Origin of the sequence: Ectorhizobium quercum, assembly GCF_026552795.1 — a bacterium.
GTDB lineage: Bacteria > Pseudomonadota > Alphaproteobacteria > Rhizobiales > Rhizobiaceae > Ectorhizobium > Ectorhizobium quercum.
In genome coordinates, this window is record NZ_JANFPI010000005.1 from 181,781 (window position 1) to 201,407 (window position 19,627).

Consider the following 19,627-nt stretch of genomic DNA (forward strand, 5'->3'; position numbering starts at 1 on the left):
CTGCCGACCTCTTGATGTATCCGTTCTAGCCTGCGCCGCCTGAACCGCGCATTAACGGAACCTCCCACCCCCACGATGCCGCGGGGGAACAGAGCGCTCAACGAAAAAGTGCTTTTGCGCGTCGCCTGCACGGCTAAAACGATTGATTGCCCGTATCGTTCCGCGCTAAGGACTCGGGCCTTCGGAAGGCGGAACGGAATGGCGAAAACGCTTCAGATCGAAGGGCAGGAGGAAGCCTCGCTCGCGCAGGCGGTTGCCGTGCTCGCACGCGGCCTGCCGGTCGCGATCCCCACCGAGACCGTCTACGGGCTCGCCGCCGACGCCACCGATTCCGGCGCCGTGCGCACCATCTACGCCGTCAAGGGCCGGCCGAGCGTCAACCCGCTGATCTGCCACATGTCCGATCTCGTCATGGCCGAGCGTCATGCCGATTTCGACCCCTTGTCGCGGCGGCTGGCGGAAGCCTTCTGGCCCGGCCCGCTCACCCTCGTCCTGCCGCTCAGGGCCGGCAGCCCGATCGCGCCGGAAGCCACCGCCGGCCTGCCGAGCGTCGGCATCCGCGTTCCACGCGGCTTTGCCGGCAGGCTGATCGCCGCCTATGGAAAGCCGCTCGCCGCGCCGAGCGCCAATCCCTCCGGACGGATCAGCCCGACGACCGCCGCCCATGTCGAGGCGGGACTGGGCGAGCGGATCGAACTCATTCTCGACGGCGGCCCGGCCCGGGTCGGGGTCGAATCCACCATCGTCAAGGTGGAGGGCGACGGCACGCTGAGGCTCCTGCGGCCCGGCGGGCTTTCCGTCGACGACATCGAGCGCGTCGCGGGCGTGCCGGTCAGCCGCGGCCAGGCCGCGTCGGCGGCCATCGAGGCGCCGGGCATGCTGGCCTCGCATTACGCGCCGCGCGCCGCCGTGCGCATCGGCGCCACCGAGGTGCGCCCCGGCGAGGCGTTCCTGAAATTCGGCTCCGCTGCCGTTCCGGGCGAGGACGCGGCCGTCGCCGTCTTCGCGCTCAGCGCCGCGGGCGATCCGGCGGAGGCCGCCTCCCGCCTGTTCGAACTGATGAAGCGGGCCGACGAGACCGGCGCCACCTCCATCGCCGTTTCCCCCATTCCCCCGACCGGCCTTGGCGAGGCCGTCAACGACCGGCTGGCCCGCGCCGCCGCCCCGAGACCGGAAAAAGACGAAGCATCATGACCGACGCCGCTCCCTCCAGCGCCCTTCTCGACCGTTTCGCCGCCATCGTCGGCAGCGCCTATGCGATCCGCGAACCGGCGGCGCAGGAACCCTATCTGCGCGAGCCGCGCGCCTTCTACCCGGCCGCCTCGCCCCTCGTCCTGCGCCCCGGCTCGGTGCAGGAGGTCGCGGCGATCCTGAAACTTGCCAGCGAAACCGGCACGGCCATCGTGCCGCAGAGCGGCAATACCGGCCTCGTCGGCGGGCAGATCCCGCGCCGGGACAAGCCGGACGTGGTGCTTTCGATCGAGCGTATGAACCGCATCCGCGATGTCGACCCGGTGGCCAACGTGCTGGTCTGCGACGCCGGCGTCATCCTGGCCGATGTTCAGAAGGCGGCGGAAGGCGTCAACCGACTGTTTCCGCTGTCGCTCGGCGCGGAAGGATCCTGCCGCATCGGCGGCAACCTTGCGACCAATGCGGGAGGAACCGGCGTTCTCGCCTATGGCAACACCCGCAACCTCTGCCTCGGCCTTGAGGTGGTGCTGCCGACCGGCGAGATCTGGGACGGGCTGCGCCGGCTGAAGAAGGACAATACCGGCTACGACCTGCGCGACCTCTTCATCGGCTCGGAAGGCACGCTCGGCGTCATCACCGGGGCGGTGCTGAAGCTCTTCCCCCGCCCCGTCGGCCATCAGGTGGCCTTTGCCGGGCTGAATACGCCGGAAGACGCGCTGGCCCTGTTCGATCTCGCCTCCGGCCTGTGCCACACGGCGCTGACCGGCTTCGAGATCATCGCCCGCATCGGTCTCGAATTCACCGTCAGGCACATCGAGGGCGTGCGCGACCCGCTGCCCGATGGCGTGCATCCCTGGTACGCGCTGATCGACATCTCCACCGCCGATTCCGAGGAAACGGCCGCCGCGATGATGACCAGCGTTCTCGAACAGGCCTTCGAGCGCGGCATCATCAACGACGCCGTGATCGCCTCCTCCGTCGCCCAGCAGGATGCGTTGTGGCACCTGCGCGAGAGCATGTCGGAATCGCAGCGCCCCGAAGGCGGCTCGATCAAGCACGACGTTTCCGTGCCCGTTTCGCGGATACCCGCCTTCATCGCCGAGGCGGGCGACGCTGTCATGGAGGCGATCCCCGGCGCGCGCATCTGCGCCTTCGGCCACATGGGCGACGGCAATATCCACTACAACGTCTCGCAACCCATCGGCGCCGACAAGCAGGCCTTCCTCGCCCGCTGGCACGAGATCAACCGCATCGTCCACGCCATCGTCATCCGGCATGGCGGCTCCATTTCCGCCGAACACGGCATCGGCCAGATCAAGCGCGACGAACTGGCGGAGGTGCGCGGCGATGGCATCGAGATGCAGCTCATGCGCCGCATCAAGTCCGCCTTCGATCCGGCGGGCATCATGAACCCGGACAAGGTGCTCAAGGCGCAATCATGAACGAAGGGGTTGCGAGAACGTCGCTGCGCATCGATTTTCCGAACGGTTTCCGTCTCGGGCCGGGCAAGGCCGATCTTCTCGAACTCGTGGAGCGGCACGGCTCGATCAGCGCGGCCGGGGCGGCGATGGACATGTCCTATCGCCGCGCCTGGATGCTGGTCGATGAGATCAACCGCATGTTCCGCGAGCCTTCGGTGGTGACGCGACACGGCGGCAAGGCCGGCGGCGGCGCGGAACTGACCCCGTTCGGTCAGGAACTTCTCGCCCGCTACCGCCGCATGGAGCAGGCGACGCGCAGCACCATCGAAAGCGACCTAGACTGTCTCGCTTCGGCGCTGGCCGCTTCGGAAAGGTCCGGCTGACCCGTCTGCCGGAACAGGCTTTCGGGCTCCATGCGCACCGCCTTGAACAGTGCGTTGAGCGCCACGCCCGGCGCGATCCCCAGCCGCTCGGCCGAGCGGCGGGTGACTTCGGCAAGCACGGTCTCGCCGCCGCAATCCAGTTCCACGGTGACGGACGCCGCCCCTTCCTTGACGCCGGCAACGGTTCCGGAAAGACGGTTGAGGGCGGAGATTTCCTGCGGCAGCCCGACGGACAGCATCACCTCCGACGCCGGCACGAAGACGCGCACCGCCTTTCCGACGGAAACCGGCGCGGCAAGCAGATAGAGCGGCCCGGCGGCGGAGCGGGCCAGCATCAGCCCCTCCCCGTCCATGATCTCGGCGATCGTCGCGTCAAGGAAGGCGCCGGCACGCTTTCCCGGGATCGCGCTGGCGAGCGCCGCTTCCGGGCCGCCGGTTGCGACGACGCGACCCGCCTCCATCGCCACGACCCGCGTCGCGAGCCGCGCCACCTCTTCCATCGAGTGGCTGATATAGAGGATGGGAATGCCTTCGGCATCGCGGATGCGTTCGATATCGGGCAGGATTTCCGCCTTGAGCGCGGCGTCGAGGGCCGATAGCGGCTCGTCCATCAGCAGAAGGTCGGGCGCCGACAGAAGCGCGCGGCCAAGCGCGACGCGCTGCTTCTCGCCGCCGGAGAGGCCGGACGGACGGCGATCCAGCAGATGGTCGATCCGCAGCAGGCCGGCGACGCGCGCCATGCGCGCCGGGCGTTCGGCCTTGGGAACGCGGCCCATGCCATAGGCCAGATTGGCACGCACGCTGATATGCGGAAAGAGCCGCGCCTCCTGAAAGACATAGCCGATCCGGCGCCGGTGCGGCGGCACGAAGATGCCCTTGCGCGTGTCGTTCCACACCGTGCCGCCGAAGACGATGCGGCCTTCCTGGAGCGGCACGAGGCCGGCGATCAGGTTGATGAGCGTCGTCTTGCCGGAACCGGACGGCCCGGACAGCGCCGTGAGGCCGTCCGCGCCGGAAAAAGCGGCCCGGAGCGTGAAATCGCCCTGCTTCTGGGTGATGTCGACCTGCAACGTCATGCGCCGACCCTCCGCGCGATCCGCCGCGACAGGAATTCGGAGCCGATCAGGGCGGCAAGCGATATGACGATCGAGATCGCCGTCAGCCGCGCCGCGCCCGCATCGCCGCCGGGAACCTGGGTGTAGGTGTAGATGGCTGCGGCGAGCGTCTGGGTTTCACCCGGAATGTTCGAGACGAAGGTGATCGTGGCGCCGAATTCGCCGAGCGCCTTGGCGAAGCCGAGAATGGCGCCTGCGACGATGCCGGGCAGGATGAGCGGCAGCGTGACCGTGAAAAAGACCTTCACGGGGCTGGCGCCGAGCGTCGCGGCCGCCGCCTCCAGCTTGCGGTCCACCGCATCCAGCGAAAGCCGGATGGAGCGCACCATGAGCGGAAAGCCCATGACGGCGGCGGCAAGGGCCGCCCCCGTCCACCGGAAGGAGAAGACCAGCCCGAACCACTGGTCGAGAAACGCGCCGAAGAAGCCGCGCCGCCCGAAGGCGATCAGCAACAGATAGCCCGTGACGACCGGCGGCAGGATGAGTGGCAGATGCACGAGCCCGTTGAGGATGCCCATGCCCGGCAGCCGGCTGCGTGACAGGAGCACAGCCACGGCCACGCCGACGGGCAGGGAAAAGGCGACGGCAACCACCGCCACCTTCAGGCTGAGCGCGACGGCGACCCATTCGGCATCGGACAGGTCCATTCCGGCTTACTGCGCCAGAACGGTGAAACCGGCGGCTTCGAAGGCCTCTTTCGCCTTGTCCGTCTTCAGCGCGTCGAGGAACGCGGTGGCGACCGGGGAGCTGGCATCCTTGAGAACGGCGGCGGGATAGATGATCGGCGCGTGCGTATCCTCGGGGAAACGGTCGACGATCTTCACCTGCGGATCGACCTTGGCATCGGTTTCGTAGACGATGCCGAGCGGCGCTTCGCCGCGGGCGACGAGCAGCAGCGCGGCGCGGACGTTCTCGGCCTGCGCAACCTTGGGTGCGACGGCATCCCAGACGCCGAGCTTCTCCAGCGCGGCCTTGCCGTACTTGCCGGCGGGAACGCTGTCCGTGTTGGCCATCGCAAGCTTCTCGTCGCCGAGCGTGCCGGCCAGGTCGAAGCCGGGCGCGATCGTCAGCGCAGCGGTGGAATCGGCGGGTGCGACCAGCACGATGCGGTTGGCGAGCAGCGAGAAGCGCGTGCCCTCCTTCAGGAGATCCTGCTGCTCGACATTATCCATCCAGTCGAGGTCGGCGGAGATGAACACGTCGGCCGGCGCGCCCTCGCCAATCTGCTTGGCGAGCGCCGAACTGCCGGCGAAGGACAGGACGACATCGTTGCCGGTTTCCGCCTTCCAGTCGTCGGAAATGGCGGTGAGCACGTCCTTGAGGCTGGCGGCGGCGAACACCGTGACCTTTTCGGCGGCCTGGGCGGGGACAGTGGCGAACAGCGCCAGCAGCATGAGCATGAAGCCGCCAAGGCGGGCGGACACGGTGAAACGTTTCATGGCAATCTTCCTTTCGATATGTTTCACCGAATATATCGAAGGCCGAAATACGTCAACGCCTCGAATCCGCGAATATGAAAGAGGCCGGTGCATGCGAACCGGCCCGGAAAAAAGGCTGTGAAAAACCGGCGCGGCACTACGACGTCAGCAGGGTCAGTGCCGCGGAGGAAACGGTGTTATTGGCCGCATCGTAGAGGGCCGTGTAGCGCTGGACCAGCGTGCGCACGTAATCCGGATCGCCCAGCCGCTTCACGTCGACCATCCTCTCGACCATCTCCTTCTGGCGATCCACGTCCATGCTGGAGAAATAGTCGGACAGGCTGAAGGCCGTGGTGAAGAACTGCGTCAGCGCGGTGTCGGCGAGGAAGTTGTAGGCGGTGGTGATGTCCGGCGCCTTGCGCTGGAAATAGAGCGCCAGGCGCACGCCCTCGGAGGCATTGCCTTCGTTCTCCTCCAGCGTCTGGCGGACATAGAGGTTGATGGTCTCGATCACGTCTCCGCGCTGCTGCACGGTGCCGATGACGTCCTTGTCCTGAGTGAGATTGCCCTCGCTGTCGAAGTTGAACGAGGCGACCAGCTCCGCCAGTTCCCTGTTGTCCTGCTGGTTCACGAAACTCTTCGGATCGGACAGATCCGACAGGAACATCTTCTTCAGATCGGCGGTCGTGACCGACGTCGGGTCGATGCCGCGCGACTGGAGCATGACGTTCACGAGCCGCGAGTCGGCGAGAAGCTCGTCGACCGTCGTGATGCGCGCGACCTGCTCCTTGTAGTATCCGATCTCCGCATCGGCCTTCTCGGCGGCAGTCTCGGCTTCCTTGCCGGAGAGGAAGCGGACCATGCGGGACTTGTATTCCGAGGTGAGATCGTTGACGACCTGCTCCGACTGCGCCTGCTGCGGCACGTCGATATTGCCCTGGGTGTCGAAGTTGAACGCCTTGGCGAATTTCACCAGGTTCTCGTCCTTGAACGAATAGACGTAGCTCTTCGGATCGTCGAGGTCGCTGGTCAGGATGCGGCGAAGCTTGTGTTCGGAATATTTGGTCGAATCCACGCCGAATGCATCCAGCGCCATCTGCCAGAGTTCCGGCTGCTTGCTGTAGGTCGCATAGTCGCTGGACTGGACGGAATTGCTCTGCCAGTAGCTCGTGTTCGTGGTGAAAAGATCGTCGACCGACTGCACCGCGTCGATGCGCTTCTCGTAGTTCTCCATCGCGACGTCGATGTCGTCCTGGAAGGCCGTGAGATAGTTCGCCCTGTAGCGGGACGCACTATCCGCCAGCGGGTTGACCGTCACCTCGACGCCCCGCGCATTCGTGTAGGTGATCGTCTCGTTGCTCTGCGCGGTCATGCCGCTTTTCACGGTGCCGTCGGAATTGAAGTTGAACAGGCGCGGGAAATCCTGGAAGCCCTTGATCGCGGCGGCACTGCCGGAATTGTCCGGGTCGCTCAGCAGCATGCCGCGAAGGGTCGATGCGTCGGTGATGGCGCTGATGCCGTAGGCCGTCTTGATATATTCCACGACACGCGCGTCGTTGACCAGATCGTCGACGGTCGTGGCATTGGCGATGACCTGCTCGTAATGCGCCTTGTTGGCGGTAAAGAGCGTGTAGGACGGGCCGGTGGAGACGTTCTGAAGATAGGCCGTCGTCACCGCCTCCTTCTGTTCCGCCGTCTGCGCGGTGGCGCCCGCCAGCGAGCCGTCGGCGTTGAAGGAAAACTGCTCCTTCAGCGCCAGGAAGGAATCGATGACCCCGACGAGGCGCGTGTTCTCGCTGATCGCCGCGCTGTAGCGCGAGCGGATGGCGGCCAGTTCGGCGGTGTCCGTGGTGCCCACGGCACTTTGAAGGGTGCTGTCGTAACCGGCGATCGTCTGCTGGTTGGCGGCTCTGGTCGCCTCGAGCTGCTGGCGCTGTTCTGCCGTCAGCGTCGAGTCCGGATTGTTGAGCTGCGCGTCGATGTTCGCATTGGCGTTGACGAGGGTGTTGCGGCTGGAGATCACGCTGGTGATCTGCTGCATGTCGCTGTTGTCCTGAAGCAGCGTCGCGCGCTTCTGCACATATTCGACATTGGCATAGCTCGACGGATCGTCCATGTCGCTGGTCAGGAACTGCCTCAGCTTGTCCTGCGAGTAGTAATCCGAATAGACGCCGTTGGCCTTGAGCACGTAGCTCATCAGCCGGCTGTTGTTCACCAGACCGTCGACGCTGGTGATGGCGTCGATGGTTGTATCGTAATAGCTCGTCTCGGCGTTGATCCCGGCTTCCTGCGCACTGAACGACGCCTCGTAGGCCGCCAGCAGGTCGGCCTCCTGGGCGCCGGACTGGGCCGCCCTGGTGCCGCCGGTAAAATTGAAGGCGGCGGCGAATTCCTGGTAGCGCTTGTCGGTCAGCTTGTTGGCGAAGCTGTTGCTGTCCGTCAGGTCGCTTTCCAGCACCTTGCGGATGAACGCCTTGGCATAGGTCATGTCTTCCAGACCGTAAGCCTTCGTCGCATAGGAATAGAGGCGGTAGTCGGCCATGAACTCGTCGACGGAGGTCACGTTGCCGATATTGGCCTGATAATACTCCGTGTCGCGCTTGACCATCGCCTGCGATGCCACCCGGTTGAGCGACGTGTTCACGTCCTTCGAAACGATGAGGTAGCTGGTATAGGTCGACAGGGCCACGCAACAATTCCTTTGATGGAAAAGGCCGAGGTCATGGCCCGTATCGTAACGCAAACATCGCGTCGCACGATCAGGCGGCCATTCTAGCGCCGCTTCCTTAACCGAAGCTTTACACATTCCCGGCCCGGCCGGCTGGCGCTTGCGTCTCCTTGCGGGACAGGAGGAAACACTTTCTCAACCCTGTCCGTTGGCAAAACCGCTAACCATCAGAAACGGCAAGGGTTTCTTTACCGCGATTTTTAAGCGGTATCGAACGGAGCGGCGATATCGTGAGAGCCATCAGAGGACGAAAACGTCCCGCCACTTCAGGAGCGGAAGACTCCGAAGGCAAGACAAGGGAAAGAATCTCGATGGCTAACACGGTTCTCAAGCCCGCATGGGCAGAAGCAGCACTCCGGATCGATCCGGCCCGTTTTCCACAGCAGGTGGAGTACGCGCTGAGCGGAGAAAACGGCAATGTCAGCGTGACGCTCGACGAGCGCGGCGCCGTCCTGCGCCGGATGCTGCCCTCCAGCGGCCTGCCGATCTCCTTCGCCCTGCCGACCCGCGCATTCAAGGGCATTGCCGCCCGCGCCATCGACCACGGCGACGGCGGCATGACGGTGACGCTGGAGCTTCACCACCAGGACCCGAACCTGTGCATTCCGCTGCTGGTCGCGCACGATCTCTGCGACATCGCCGCCGACTGGCGCACATGGTCGGTGGCCTTCCGCCTGCCGATGCTGATGGTCGAGGCCGACGGCATCGCCCGCCCGCTGGAAGACCATATCGGCGAGCCGCGCCCCGACATGGCGACGCAACGCCGGCGCCATTCCTATTTCGCCAACCGCCGCCCGCGCTTCCTCGTTCGCCGCAAGACCGGCTCGCTCGGCGTGGCGATGAAGATCGAGGGCAAGGAGATCATCGCGCGGACCTGAACCGCGGGATCGCTCTCCGGTTCCGGCACATCCACCGCCCCGCGCATGACCGGGCCCGGCTTCCCACGAAGCCGGGTCCTTTCCGTTTCGCCTCCCGGCTCAGCCCGGGAGGAAGAAAAGGGCAAGCACCAATCCGGCGAAGACCAGCGCGCCGACCCGGCCGTTGGCCTTGAACAGGGCGAGGCATTGCACGGGATCGTCGATATCGAGCACGACGATCTGCCAGACCAGCACGGCGGCGGCGGCGAGGAGGCCGAGATAGGCGGCCGCGCCGACACCGGCCAGCGCGAAGGAGGCCGCGATGGCGACGAAAGTCGCGCCGTAAAGCCGCCAGAGCCAGATCTTCGTCCGGCTTCCGAACAACCGGGCCGTCGAGCGCACGCCGACCAGCGCGTCGTCCTCCTTGTCCTGATGGGCGTAGATCGTGTCGTAGCCGATGGTCCAGACGACCGCTCCCGCATAAAGCAGGACGGCGGCGACCGAGAGCGTGCCGAACATGCCGGCCCAGCCCATCAGCGCGCCCCAGGAGAAGGCAAGGCCGAGAAAGAGCTGCGGCCAGTCGGTGAAGCGCTTGGCGAAGGGATAGACCGCCACGACCAGCAGCGAGGAGATGGCCAGCAGGATGGAGAATGTATTGAACTGGAGCAGGACCAGCAGCCCGACGGCAAGCTGCGCGGCCATGAAAAGCTTCGCCTGAAAGCGGGTGACGCGCCCGGAGGGCAGCGGCCGCGACCGGGTGCGCGCGACCTGCGCGTCGATGTCGTGATCGGCGAGGTCGTTCCAGGTGCAGCCCGCGCCGCGCATGGCGACCGCGCCGGCGAAGAACAGGAACAGATGGAAGACGAACAGCGGCAGGTAAAACTGATGCTCCGCCTTGGCGACGTTGGCGGCGAGCGCCGACGACCAGAAGCAGGGCCACATCAGAAGCTGCCAGCCGATCGGCCTGTCCCAGCGCGCAAGCTGCGCATAGGGCCAAAGGCCGCGCGGCAGGAAACGATAGACCCAGTTTTCAGACGGCGCGTCCGACACGCGCCAGTCCTTGCCTGCACTTTCCGCCATCGAAGGCTCCCGTACCCGAAGACGGGGACTGCGCTGCCGGCACGATGCGGCGGCTCCCCTGCCCTTTCCAGTACCGGCCCGCCCCGGCCGTGGTCAAGCCTCACGCGGCCGGCGCGATCCCGGTCGGGCCAGAGCCGCGTCTAATCCAGCGTGAAATTGAACTTGTAGCTGGCGGACAGGCCGACCACGAACTGGTTGGCCGAGCCGCGTTCACGCACAAGGCTGGAATCGGCGGCGGGGCCCGTCAGGCGGCGATATTCCACGAAGGAGGACGCCGTGAACCTGTCGGTCGGCTTCCAATCGATGGCGCCGCCGACGGCGACCGAATGAACGCCGCCGCCCGGATTGTAGGCGCTCGGGCCGCCCGACGCCGCCTGCGCGGCGGAAACGCCGTAATAGTGGTCGAAGTAGTCGGCGCTGGCGAAGCGGATGCGCGGGCCGGCGGAAACCCGGATGTTCGGCGTGACATCGACAAAGGCATCAGCCGCGACATCGGCCACGACACCGTGATGGCTACGGAAGCCCTGCCGCACTTCGCCGCGGACGCGCAAATTCTCCGTCGGATAGACTTCCGCGAAACCGCCGAGTTCCACGCCGAGCTTGATATCCCGCATGCCCTGCAATTCCCGCTCGTCGTCGGCATCGCGCGGCATGACGAGCTTGCCGGCGATACCCGCGCGGAAGGCGCCTTGGTCGAACAGGGACACGGACGCGTTGTCGTTGCGGGAGACGTAACGCGGGCCCTCCCCTTGCTTGCCGAGCGAAATGATCGGCGAGAACTGGAACGAACTCTTCTTCGAGCCCTCGAATTTCGGGCCGACGAAGCCGGTTCCACCGAGCGTCAACGCCCAGTTTCCGGACCAGAGACTGCCTTCCGCGGCAGCGGTTCCGGCATGGAGAAGAGGGAAACCGAGGGCGAGAAGAACGAATGCGGGCTTGAACACAGATCATGTCTCCGGAAAACGCAATACAAAACGGCCCACCGGCGGGGCCGCTCAACTGCGCGGAGAATAATCCGTTAGGCTTACCGTCGCGTTAACCGGCGGGGCGCGAAGAGACCCGCGACGCTCAGAACGCGACCGGCTCCAGCGGCGGGCGGCCCGCCTCGAAGGTGCGATACCGGGCCTCGGCCTCGGCGATGTAATCGCGGTTGTCAGGCACGACGTTCTGGTTCCTGGCGATCTGGATCTGGAAGATGAACAGTTCCTCGTGGGTAAAGGCCATTTCCGAGCCGGCCAGATAGAACTCCCACATGCGGAAGAAACGCTCGTCGTAAAGGGCGACCGCCTCCTCCTTGCGCGCCACGAATCGCTCGCGCCAGTGACGCAGCGTATGGCCGTAGTGCAGCGGCAGGATTTCCACGTCGCGAATGAGAAGATCGGCCTTCTCGATGGCAGGCAGCACCTCGCCGACGGCCGGAATATAGCCGCCCGGGAAAATATACTTCTCGATGAAGGGGTTGGTGACATAGCTCGGCTTCGGTCGGCCGATGGAATGCAGCAGCATCACGCCGTTGTCGTCCAGCACCTCGGCCACCTTGCCGAAGAAGCGGCCGTAATTGCCGATGCCGACATGCTCGAACATGCCGACCGAAACGATGCGGTCGTATTTCTGCGGCGGCAGATAGCGATAATCCTGAAGCTTGAAGCGCACCGTGTCGGCCAGTGCGCGTTTTTCGGCCCGGTTCCGCGAGACGCGCAACTGCTCCTCCGAAAGCGTGATGCCGGTGACGTCGACAGCCGCGGCCTCCGCCAGATACATCGCCATCCCGCCCCAGCCGGAGCCGATCTCAAGCACCTTCTGCCCGGGCTCGAGCAGAAGCTTGGAGGCGATATGGCGTTTCTTGGCCTGCTGCGCCTCATCCAGCGAAATGCCCGGCGGATTGAAATAGGCACAGGAATATTGCCAGTCCCGATCCAGGAAAAGGTCGAAGAGCCTGGCGTTCAGATCGTAATGGTGCGCGACATTGCGGCGGTTGTGGTTGACCGGCAGCCGGGACCTGACCTGTGCGGCGGCGATGCGAGCGACGGTGAGGCCGACCATCTTCCAGGTGAGCGCCTCGCTGCGGGTATTTTCCTTCACCAGCGCCAGAAAGTCGTAGATGTCGCCCTCTTCGAGCACCATCCGGCCGTCCATGTACATTTCGCCGAGCTTGAGGAGCGGGTCGTTGGCGACGGCCTCCTCCGCCTCCTCGTCCGTGAAGCGGATGGCGACGGCCTTTCCGCTGCCATCTCCGTAGGTTTCCGTCGCTCCTGAATGGTCCGTCAACCGGAGGGAGCCGGTCGCAATGATTTTATGCAATAGCAAACGCAAGGAAGAGGTCATTCAACACCCCCGGAACCGCATTAACTTTCATGCCCGTGTCATGAAACTTAATCCCTTGCGCCAGCGAGGCAAGCCCTTTGAAGTGACGAAATCACTTCTGAGTGATCGCGTCATGATGAGTTTTTCTCAACGCTTTTTCAATGCTTCTGCAAGTGCGGCGCCGAGCGCGCCCTGCGCGGGCTTTTCCGGCCGGGTCGACATTTTCGCCGGCGGCCGCCCGCCGGGCGCCGGGCGCTCGCCGCGCGGCGAGGCCGCTGACGTGCTGCCGTCGTCCTTGCGCATGGAAAGGCCGATTCGCTTGCGCTTCGCATCGACCTCCACCACGCGCACCTTCACCACGTCGCCCGCCTTCACCACCTCGTGCGGGTCCTTCACGAACCGGTCGGCAAGCTGCGAGACGTGGACGAGCCCGTCCTGATGAACGCCGATATCGACGAAGGCGCCGAAGGCGGCGACGTTCGTCACCGTGCCCTCCAGCATCATGCCGGGCTTCAGGTCAGAAATCTCGTTCACCCCGTCCGCAAAGGTCGCGGTCCTGAAGCTCGGACGCGGGTCGCGGCCCGGCTTCTCAAGCTCGGAAAGAATGTCCTTCACGGTCGGCAGGCCGAATTTCCCGTCGATGAAGCGGCGCGGGTCGAGCGCCTTCAAGGCCGCGCTGTCGCCCATCAGCGCGCGCAGGTCGCGGCCGCAGGCGGCGACGATGCGGCGCGCCACGTCATAGGCTTCCGGATGGACGGCGGAGGCGTCGAGCGGCTCCGCGCCGTTCGGGATGCGCAGGAAGCCGGCGCATTGCTCGAAGGTGCGGGCACCGAGGCGCGGCACCTTCATCAGCTCCTTGCGGCTGCGGAACGGGCCTTCCTGATCGCGATGGGCGACGATGGCTTCCGCCAGCGAGCCGCCGAGGCCGGAAACCCGGGCGAGCAACGGCGCCGAGGCCGTGTTGAGATCGACGCCGACGGCGTTCACCGCATCCTCCACCACGGCATCGAGCGAGCGGCCGAGCCTGCCCTGGTCGACATCGTGCTGGTACTGGCCGACGCCGATGGATTTCGGCTCGATCTTGACGAGTTCGGCCAGCGGGTCCTGAAGGCGGCGGGCGATGGACACCGCGCCGCGCAGCGACACGTCGAGGCCGGGAAACTCGTTCGCCGCCGTCTGCGATGCCGAATAGACGGAAGCCCCCGCCTCCGAAACGATCACCTTGGTGGGTTTCGGCGCGGGCAGGTCCGCCAGCAGGTCGGCGACGAGCCGCTCGGTCTCGCGGCTGGCCGTGCCGTTGCCGATGGCGATCAGTTCCACCTTGTGCCGGCGGATGAGTCCTGCCAGCTCGGCCTGCGCGCCGCGCACGTCGTTCCGCGGCTGGAAGGGATAGACCGTCGCGGTTTCCAGAAGCTTGCCGGTGCCGTCCACCACCGCCACCTTGACGCCGGTGCGGATGCCCGGATCGAGCCCCATCGTCGCGCGGGAGCCGGCGGGTGCGGCCAGCAGCAGGTCCTTGAGATTGCGGGCAAAAACGTGGATCGCCTCTTCCTCCGCCCGCTCGCGCATCTCGCGCATCAGGTCGAGCGAGAGCGAAACGGACAGCTTGACGCGCCAGGTCCAGCCGGCGACATCCATCAGCCAGCGGTCGGCCGGGCCGCGATCACGGATATCGCAAGCGGCCGCAATCTTCGCCTGGGCCGGCTTGACCGGCGAGGGATCGTCCTGATCCACCTCGATGGTCAGCGACAGCACTTCCTCGTTCCAGCCGCGCAGCATGGCGAGCGCCCGGTGGCCGGGAACGGTGGCCCAGCGTTCGACATGGTCGAAATAATCGGAGAATTTCGCGCCCGCCTCCTGCTTGCCGTCCACCACCTTCGACCGCAGCACGGCGCGGGCCTTCATATGGTCGCGCAGCACCTTCAGCAGATCGGCGTTTTCGGCGATGCCCTCGGCGACGATATCGCGCGCGCCGTCCAGCGCCGTCTTCACGTCCGGCACCTCCTGCGTGAGATAGGCTTCCGCAAGCTTCGACGGGTCGGCGGCGCGGTTTTCGAGGATCGCTTCGGCCAGCGGCCCGAGGCCGCGTTCGCGGGCGATTTCGGCGCGGGTGCGGCGCTTCGGCTTGTAGGGCAGGTAGAGGTCTTCCAGTTCGGCCTTGGTGGCGGCAGCGTTGAGCTTGCCCAGAAGCTCGTCCGTCATCCTGCCCTGCGTCTGGATCGATTCGACGATGGACGCGCGGCGCGCGTTCAGTTCGCGCAGATAGACGAGGCGTTCGGACAAATCGCGCAATTGCGTGTCGTCCAGACCGCCGGTCACTTCCTTGCGGTAGCGGGCGATGAACGGCACCGTCGCGCCGCCGTCCAGAAGCTCGATGGCGGCCGCTGCCTGCGCCGGCTTCGCACCGATAACCGCCGCGATCGTCACGCTCAGGGATTGAATGTCGTTGGCCATCGTCACTCTCGGATTCGTTATGAGGAGCCGGCAATCTAGCGGGGAAATGCGGCATGGCAACGCGGGGGTGTTCGATTCCACAGGGAAAGCCGGGGAGCCCCCCTCATCCGGCTGCCGCCACCTTCTCCCCAAGGGTAGAAGGGGTATGCCACGAGGTCTCCGTTTTCCCCTTCTCCCCGACGGGGAGAAGGTCCCGGCAGCCGGATGAGGGGGGCTCAATCCCAATCTCCGCTTGACCTTTTCGCCCCCTGCCCTTAACCGCCCCTGTAAGGTACGTTTTGTCTTACGCACTAAAGGCTCTCGCGGGGATTTGACCATGAAAGTGCTCCTGATCGGATCGGGCGGACGCGAGCATGCGCTGGCCTGGAAGCTGGCGCAGTCGCCGCTTCTCGAAACGCTCTATGCCGCGCCGGGTAATCCCGGCATTTTCGAGCACGCCGAGCCTGCCGGCATCGACCCGGACGAGCACGCCGCCGTTTCCGCCTTCGCGACGGAAAAGGGTATCGACCTCGTCGTCGTCGGGCCGGAAGCACCGCTGGTCGCCGGTCTTGCCGACCGGCTGCGGGCCGACGGCATCGCCGTCTTCGGTCCCTCCGCCGCCGCCGCACAGCTCGAAGGCTCGAAGGGCTTCACCAAGGATCTCTGCGCCCGCCACGGCATCCCGACCGGCGCCTATCAGCGCTTCAGGGACGCCGAAAGCGCGAAAGCCTATGTGCGCGAACAGGGCGCGCCCATCGTCGTGAAGGCCGACGGCCTTGCCGCCGGCAAGGGCGTAACGGTGTCCATGACGCTCGACGAGGCGCTGGCGGCCATCGACGACTGCTTCTCCGGCACGTTCGGCGAAGCGGGTGCAGAAGTGGTGGTCGAGGCCTTTCTCGACGGCGAGGAGGCGAGCTTCTTCGTGCTGTCCGATGGCACGCACGCGCTGGCGCTGGCGACCGCGCAGGACCACAAGCGCGTCGGCGACGGCGACACCGGCCCGAACACCGGCGGCATGGGCGCCTATTCCCCCGCCCCGGTCATGACGCCGGAGATGGTCGAGCGCACCATGAGGGAGATCATCGAGCCGACGATCGCCGGGATGGCGGCGGACGGCCATCCGTTCAGCGGCGTTTTCTTCGCCGGGCTGATGATCACCGCAAAAGGCCCCGAACTGATCGAATACAATGTCCGCTTCGGCGATCCGGAATGCCAGGTGCTGATGACGCGGCTGAAATCCGACCTCCTGCCGCTCCTTCACGCTACCGCCACCGGCACGCTCGACCGGGTGAGCGCCGAATGGCACGATGGCCCGGCGCTGACGATCGTCATGGCCTCGAAGGGCTATCCGGGCTCCTACGAGAAGAACACGCCGATCGCCCCGCTGCCGGAAACCGGCGAAGGCGAGAAGATCTTCCACGCCGGAACGGCTCTGAAGTCCGGCCAACTGGTGGCGACCGGCGGGCGCGTTCTCAACGTGACGGCGACCGGCGCGACCGTGGCCGAGGCGCAGGCCCGTGCCTATGCGCTCGTCGACCGCATCGACTGGGAAAACGGCTTCTGCCGCCGCGACATCGGCTGGCGCGCCGTGGCCCGCGAAAAGGTCTGAGCCCCGGGGCAAACGAATACTGCCCCGTTCTGGCGCACGAACGGGCGAAAGGGCTGCTCACGCGCCGCCGTTTTTGCCCGGAAGCGGCCGCTTCATTCAAATTTTACCCTTTCTTCTGACGGGATCGAAACGAAGCGGCGCTATCGTCTCCCCATGATGAGGGAGAAACTGTCATGCGCGTGATTGCCCTGACCGCCATCGCAACCTTTGCCGCCGCACCGTCCTTCGCTTCGTCCATCGAGGTGATCAACGGCACGCGCCTTGGAAACGGCAGCATCATCCGCATGAGCTGCCCCGACTGCCCGGCGCCGAAGCCGCCGGAAACCTATTCCGGATACAAGGTGCCCGTGCTGGAAAGCGGCGTGCAGAAAGAGGAAATCCGCGATTTCCACGGCGAGCGCGTCATCATGCGCACCGACAGGTGGATGGGCGGCTCGCCGGCCGTGTTCTACCAGAGGCTGACGCCCGAAATGGAAGCGGCCATGACCGGCAAGCCGCTGATCGGCACCGATACGCCCCCCGTCGCCGCCGCCCCGCCCCCCGCCGACGGCATCGACTCCACCGCAACGACCGCCGCCGTCGCCCCGCAAGCCCCCGCCGCACCGCCGAACGACTTCCCGGACTTCGAACTGCGCCTGCGGTAGAAATGCGATAAAAAAAGCCGCCGAAGCGATCCGGCGGCTTAATGTATTGACGTACCCTCTCCTTTGTCACCCTCGGGCTCGAGCCCCAAGGCTCCACGCCGCAAGCGGCGCGGTGGATGGTCGGGTCAAGCCCGACCATGACGAAAGTGGGCAATGAACCGTTTGTCAGCAGTTTGAACCGCCGCGTCACTCCGGCGGCTTCTGTATGCTACGGCAGCCCCCTTAGCCGGCGATCTTCGAGAAATCGGCGACCGTGCCGGTTGCGGCGCGGATCGCTTTCAGCAGCGCCAGGCGGTTGGCGCGGATGGCCGGGTCTTCGTCGTTGACCAGCACGTCCTCGAAGAAGCGGTCGACCGGGGCGCGCAGCGCCGACAGGGCCTTCATCGCGCCACGGAAGTCTTCCGCCTGCACGGCTTCCGCCGCCTGGGCCGAGGCGGTGCGGATTGCCGCGTGGAGCGCCTTTTCCGCATCGAGCTTCAGAAGCGCCTCGTCGATCGTATCGCCGACGACGGCTCCCTTCTTCTCTTCCGCCGCGAGAAGCTGGGTGGCGCGCTTGGTTCCGGCCAGAAGGTTCAACCCCTCATCGCCGGTGATGAAGGCCGTCAACGCCTCGACGCGGCGGGCGATCATCAGCAGGTCGTCGGATTCGGACGTCAGCACCGCGTCGATCAGGTCGTGGCGCGCGCCGAGGTCGCGCAGATAGACCTTCAGGCGATCATGGAAGAAAGTGAGAAGATCGGCATTGCCGACAACCGGCAGCAGCGGCAGGCGGATATCCCGTTCCAGCAGGATGCGCACCACGCCGAGCGCGGCCCGGCGCAGGGCATAGGGGTCCTTCGAGCCGGTCGGCTTTTCGTCGATGGCCCAGAAGCCGGTCAGCGTGTCGAGCTTGTCGGCCAGCGCCACCGTCAGCGCCACGCGCCCGGCCGGCACCCGGTCGGAAGGGCCCTGCGGCTTGTAATGGTCCTCGATGGCGGCGGCGACGGCTTCGGCCTCGCCCTGAAGCAGGGCGTATTTGCGGCCCATGACGCCCTGAAGCTCCGGGAACTCCCCGACCGCTTCGGTGCGCAGGTCGGCCTTGGCGAGCACTGCGGCACGGTCCACCAGCTTCAGGAATTCGGCTTCCGAAAGCTTCGCGATGTCCGGCTCCGCGACCTTCGCGGTCTCCGTCATGCCGGCGAAGACGGTCTTGCCGAGTTCGGCGGCGAGTGCCCGGATGCGGCTGACGCGCTCCCCCTGCGAGCCGAGCCTGGCATGGAAGGTGACATTGAGATGGTCCAGCTTGGCCATGCGCTGGTCGAGCGGCCTGGCAAGATCGAGGCCGAATTTCGCGGCGGAGGCCTCCAGCGTTCCGAGGTCCGGCAGGTCGCCCTGGTCGCGGGTCCAGAAGTGCTTGGCGTCCGACAGGCGGGCGCGCACGACCTTGCCGTTGCCGTGGACGATTTCCCGGCCGCCATCGGTCGCGGCGATGTTCGAAACCAGAATGAATTTGTTCGACAGTGTCTCCGCTCCGGGCGCGCGGGTGACGAAGCATTTCTGGTTGGTCTTGATGGTCAGGCGGATGATTTCCGAGGGGATCGCCAGATACTCCTCCTCGAAGGAGCCCATCAGCACCTGCGGCCATTCCACGAGGCCGGAGACCTCTTCCAGCAGGCCCTCGTCCTCGACCAGTTCCAGCCCCGAGGCGAAGACCAGATCGCGGGCATCGTGCAGGATGATATCCTTGCGGCGCTCGGCGTCGAGCACCACTTTGGCCCGCTCCAGCGACGCGGCATAGTCCTCGAAGCGGCGCACGGTGATCGCGTCCGGCGCGTGGAAACGGTGGCCATAGGTGACGTTTCCGGCGACGATGCCATCCACCTCGAACGGAATGACGGTCGTCTCGTCATGTTCGGAGCCGAGCGTGCAGACGATCGACTGCAACGGGCGCACCCAGCGCAGCGACCCCGGCCGGGCGGAGGCGGCCCCCCAGCGCATGGATTTCGGCCAGGGAAAATTGCGGATGATGCCCGGCATCGCCTCGGCGACGATATCCTGCGCGGGACGGCCCGGCTTCTCGACGATGGCGACATAGAAATCGCCCTTCTTCGGATCGCTCTGCACCTGCGCCTCGGCAACGGACGAAAGGCCGGCGCCGCGAAGGAAGCCTTCGATGGCCTTCTCGTTGGCATCGGTGCGCGGGCCCTTCTTCTCTTCGCGGATATCGGCGGAACGGGCGGTCAGGCCGCGAATGTCGAGCGCCAGACGGCGCGGCGTCCAGTATTCGCGCGCGCCCTCATAGGTCAGGCCCGCTTCCACCAGCGCATCGGTGACGAGCTTCTTCAGGTCGCCGGCAGCCTTGCGCTGCATGCGTGCGGGAATCTCTTCGGAGCGGAGTTCAAGCAGAAGATCGGGCATTGTCGCTGACTTTGACTGTTGGAATGATTGCGGCAGGCTCTAGCAAG

The 19,627-nt window shown here is 65.8% G+C and carries 15 protein-coding genes; 6 read left to right on the forward strand and 9 right to left on the reverse strand.

Going from position 1 to position 19,627, the window contains the following annotated elements; all coding sequences use genetic code 11:
* Positions 1 to 198 precede the first annotated feature (198 nt).
* From NOF55_RS15975 to NOF55_RS15985, 3 genes are read left to right on the forward strand one after another with little or no spacing between them, the layout of a single operon-like run.
* Positions 199 to 1,194, forward strand: coding sequence for an L-threonylcarbamoyladenylate synthase (locus tag NOF55_RS15975; protein ID WP_306410097.1), 996 nt, complete (start codon positions 199 to 201; stop codon positions 1,192 to 1,194).
* Complete coding sequence (locus NOF55_RS15980; protein ID WP_306410096.1) at positions 1,191 to 2,633, forward strand: FAD-binding oxidoreductase; 1,443 nt, start codon at positions 1,191 to 1,193, stop codon at positions 2,631 to 2,633. The genes NOF55_RS15975 and NOF55_RS15980 overlap by 4 nt, the downstream gene beginning before the upstream one ends.
* Complete coding sequence (locus NOF55_RS15985) at positions 2,630 to 2,995, forward strand: winged helix-turn-helix domain-containing protein (RefSeq protein WP_306410095.1); 366 nt, start codon at positions 2,630 to 2,632, stop codon at positions 2,993 to 2,995. Before NOF55_RS15980 ends, NOF55_RS15985 begins: the two co-directional genes overlap by 4 nt.
* Here the strand turns inward: NOF55_RS15985 and modC are convergent.
* The 4 genes from modC to NOF55_RS16005 form a co-directional block, all read right to left on the reverse strand.
* Positions 2,902 to 4,071, reverse strand: a complete 1,170-nt coding sequence (gene modC, locus NOF55_RS15990; RefSeq protein ID WP_306410094.1) for a molybdenum ABC transporter ATP-binding protein — start codon at positions 4,069 to 4,071, stop codon at positions 2,902 to 2,904. The genes NOF55_RS15985 and modC overlap by 94 nt on opposite strands.
* Positions 4,068 to 4,757 carry a molybdate ABC transporter permease subunit gene (gene modB, locus NOF55_RS15995; protein ID WP_306410093.1) on the reverse strand — a complete coding sequence of 230 codons (690 nt, stop codon included), beginning with the start codon at positions 4,755 to 4,757 and terminating at the stop codon, positions 4,068 to 4,070. The genes modC and modB overlap by 4 nt, the downstream gene beginning before the upstream one ends.
* Before the next feature lie 6 nt (positions 4,758 to 4,763).
* On the reverse strand, positions 4,764 to 5,549 hold the full coding sequence (modA, locus tag NOF55_RS16000) for a molybdate ABC transporter substrate-binding protein (protein ID WP_306410092.1): 786 nt from the start codon (positions 5,547 to 5,549) through the stop codon (positions 4,764 to 4,766).
* A gap of 136 nt (positions 5,550 to 5,685) precedes the next feature.
* The gene (locus tag NOF55_RS16005; RefSeq protein WP_306410091.1) at positions 5,686 to 8,217 is read right to left on the reverse strand and encodes a DUF1217 domain-containing protein; all 2,532 of its coding nucleotides are present in this window, start codon (positions 8,215 to 8,217) and stop codon (positions 5,686 to 5,688) included.
* 350 nt (positions 8,218 to 8,567) lie between these two features.
* Here NOF55_RS16005 and NOF55_RS16010 point away from each other — a divergent pair, with 350 nt between their 5' ends.
* A complete protein-coding gene (locus NOF55_RS16010) occupies positions 8,568 to 9,134 on the forward strand; it encodes a DUF6101 family protein (RefSeq protein WP_306410090.1) in 567 nt (188 codons plus the stop codon).
* A 99-nt stretch (positions 9,135 to 9,233) separates the two neighbouring features.
* On the opposite strand, the gene ubiA is transcribed toward NOF55_RS16010, so the two are convergent.
* From ubiA to NOF55_RS16030, 4 genes are all read right to left on the reverse strand, one after another.
* Positions 9,234 to 10,193, reverse strand: a complete 960-nt coding sequence (gene ubiA / locus NOF55_RS16015; protein WP_306410089.1) for a 4-hydroxybenzoate octaprenyltransferase — start codon at positions 10,191 to 10,193, stop codon at positions 9,234 to 9,236.
* A gap of 140 nt (positions 10,194 to 10,333) precedes the next feature.
* Positions 10,334 to 11,137, reverse strand: a complete 804-nt coding sequence (locus NOF55_RS16020) for a MipA/OmpV family protein (RefSeq protein WP_306410088.1) — start codon at positions 11,135 to 11,137, stop codon at positions 10,334 to 10,336.
* A 124-nt stretch (positions 11,138 to 11,261) separates the two neighbouring features.
* Complete coding sequence (locus tag NOF55_RS16025) at positions 11,262 to 12,518, reverse strand: cyclopropane fatty acid synthase (RefSeq protein ID WP_306410087.1); 1,257 nt, start codon at positions 12,516 to 12,518, stop codon at positions 11,262 to 11,264.
* 126 nt (positions 12,519 to 12,644) lie between these two features.
* Positions 12,645 to 14,951 (reverse strand): Tex family protein, encoded by a 2,307-nt coding sequence (locus NOF55_RS16030; protein WP_306410086.1) that lies wholly within the window; start codon positions 14,949 to 14,951, stop codon positions 12,645 to 12,647.
* Between the two features lie 316 nt (positions 14,952 to 15,267).
* On the opposite strand from NOF55_RS16030, the gene purD reads away from it, so the two are divergent.
* The gene (gene purD / locus NOF55_RS16035) at positions 15,268 to 16,539 is read left to right on the forward strand and encodes a phosphoribosylamine--glycine ligase (RefSeq protein ID WP_306410085.1); all 1,272 of its coding nucleotides are present in this window, start codon (positions 15,268 to 15,270) and stop codon (positions 16,537 to 16,539) included.
* A gap of 173 nt (positions 16,540 to 16,712) precedes the next feature.
* Positions 16,713 to 17,183, forward strand: a complete 471-nt coding sequence (locus tag NOF55_RS16040) for a plant virulence effector HPE1-like domain-containing protein (protein ID WP_306410084.1) — start codon at positions 16,713 to 16,715, stop codon at positions 17,181 to 17,183.
* A 222-nt stretch (positions 17,184 to 17,405) separates the two neighbouring features.
* On the opposite strand, the gene glyS is transcribed toward NOF55_RS16040, so the two are convergent.
* Positions 17,406 to 19,580 (reverse strand): glycine--tRNA ligase subunit beta, encoded by a 2,175-nt coding sequence (gene glyS, locus NOF55_RS16045; protein WP_306410083.1) that lies wholly within the window; start codon positions 19,578 to 19,580, stop codon positions 17,406 to 17,408.
* Positions 19,581 to 19,627: the final 47 nt, after the last annotated feature.

Bases quoted from the DNA above. Each gene is read 5' to 3' on its own strand.
- NOF55_RS15975 (WP_306410097.1), top strand. From the start codon at position 199: ATGGCGAAAACGCTTCAGATCGAAGGGCAGGAGGAAGCCTCGCTCGCG.
- NOF55_RS15980 (WP_306410096.1), top strand. From the start codon at position 1,191: ATGACCGACGCCGCTCCCTCCAGCGCCCTTCTCGACCGTTTCGCCGCC.
- NOF55_RS15985 (WP_306410095.1), top strand. From the start codon at position 2,630: ATGAACGAAGGGGTTGCGAGAACGTCGCTGCGCATCGATTTTCCGAAC.
- modC (WP_306410094.1), bottom strand. From the start codon at position 4,071: ATGACGTTGCAGGTCGACATCACCCAGAAGCAGGGCGATTTCACGCTC.
- modB (WP_306410093.1), bottom strand. From the start codon at position 4,757: ATGGACCTGTCCGATGCCGAATGGGTCGCCGTCGCGCTCAGCCTGAAG.
- modA (WP_306410092.1), bottom strand. From the start codon at position 5,549: ATGAAACGTTTCACCGTGTCCGCCCGCCTTGGCGGCTTCATGCTCATG.
- NOF55_RS16010 (WP_306410090.1), top strand. From the start codon at position 8,568: ATGGCTAACACGGTTCTCAAGCCCGCATGGGCAGAAGCAGCACTCCGG.
- ubiA (WP_306410089.1), bottom strand. From the start codon at position 10,193: ATGGCGGAAAGTGCAGGCAAGGACTGGCGCGTGTCGGACGCGCCGTCT.
- NOF55_RS16025 (WP_306410087.1), bottom strand. From the start codon at position 12,518: ATGACCTCTTCCTTGCGTTTGCTATTGCATAAAATCATTGCGACCGGC.
- NOF55_RS16030 (WP_306410086.1), bottom strand. From the start codon at position 14,951: ATGGCCAACGACATTCAATCCCTGAGCGTGACGATCGCGGCGGTTATC.
- purD (WP_306410085.1), top strand. From the start codon at position 15,268: ATGAAAGTGCTCCTGATCGGATCGGGCGGACGCGAGCATGCGCTGGCC.
- NOF55_RS16040 (WP_306410084.1), top strand. From the start codon at position 16,713: ATGCGCGTGATTGCCCTGACCGCCATCGCAACCTTTGCCGCCGCACCG.
- glyS (WP_306410083.1), bottom strand. From the start codon at position 19,580: ATGCCCGATCTTCTGCTTGAACTCCGCTCCGAAGAGATTCCCGCACGC.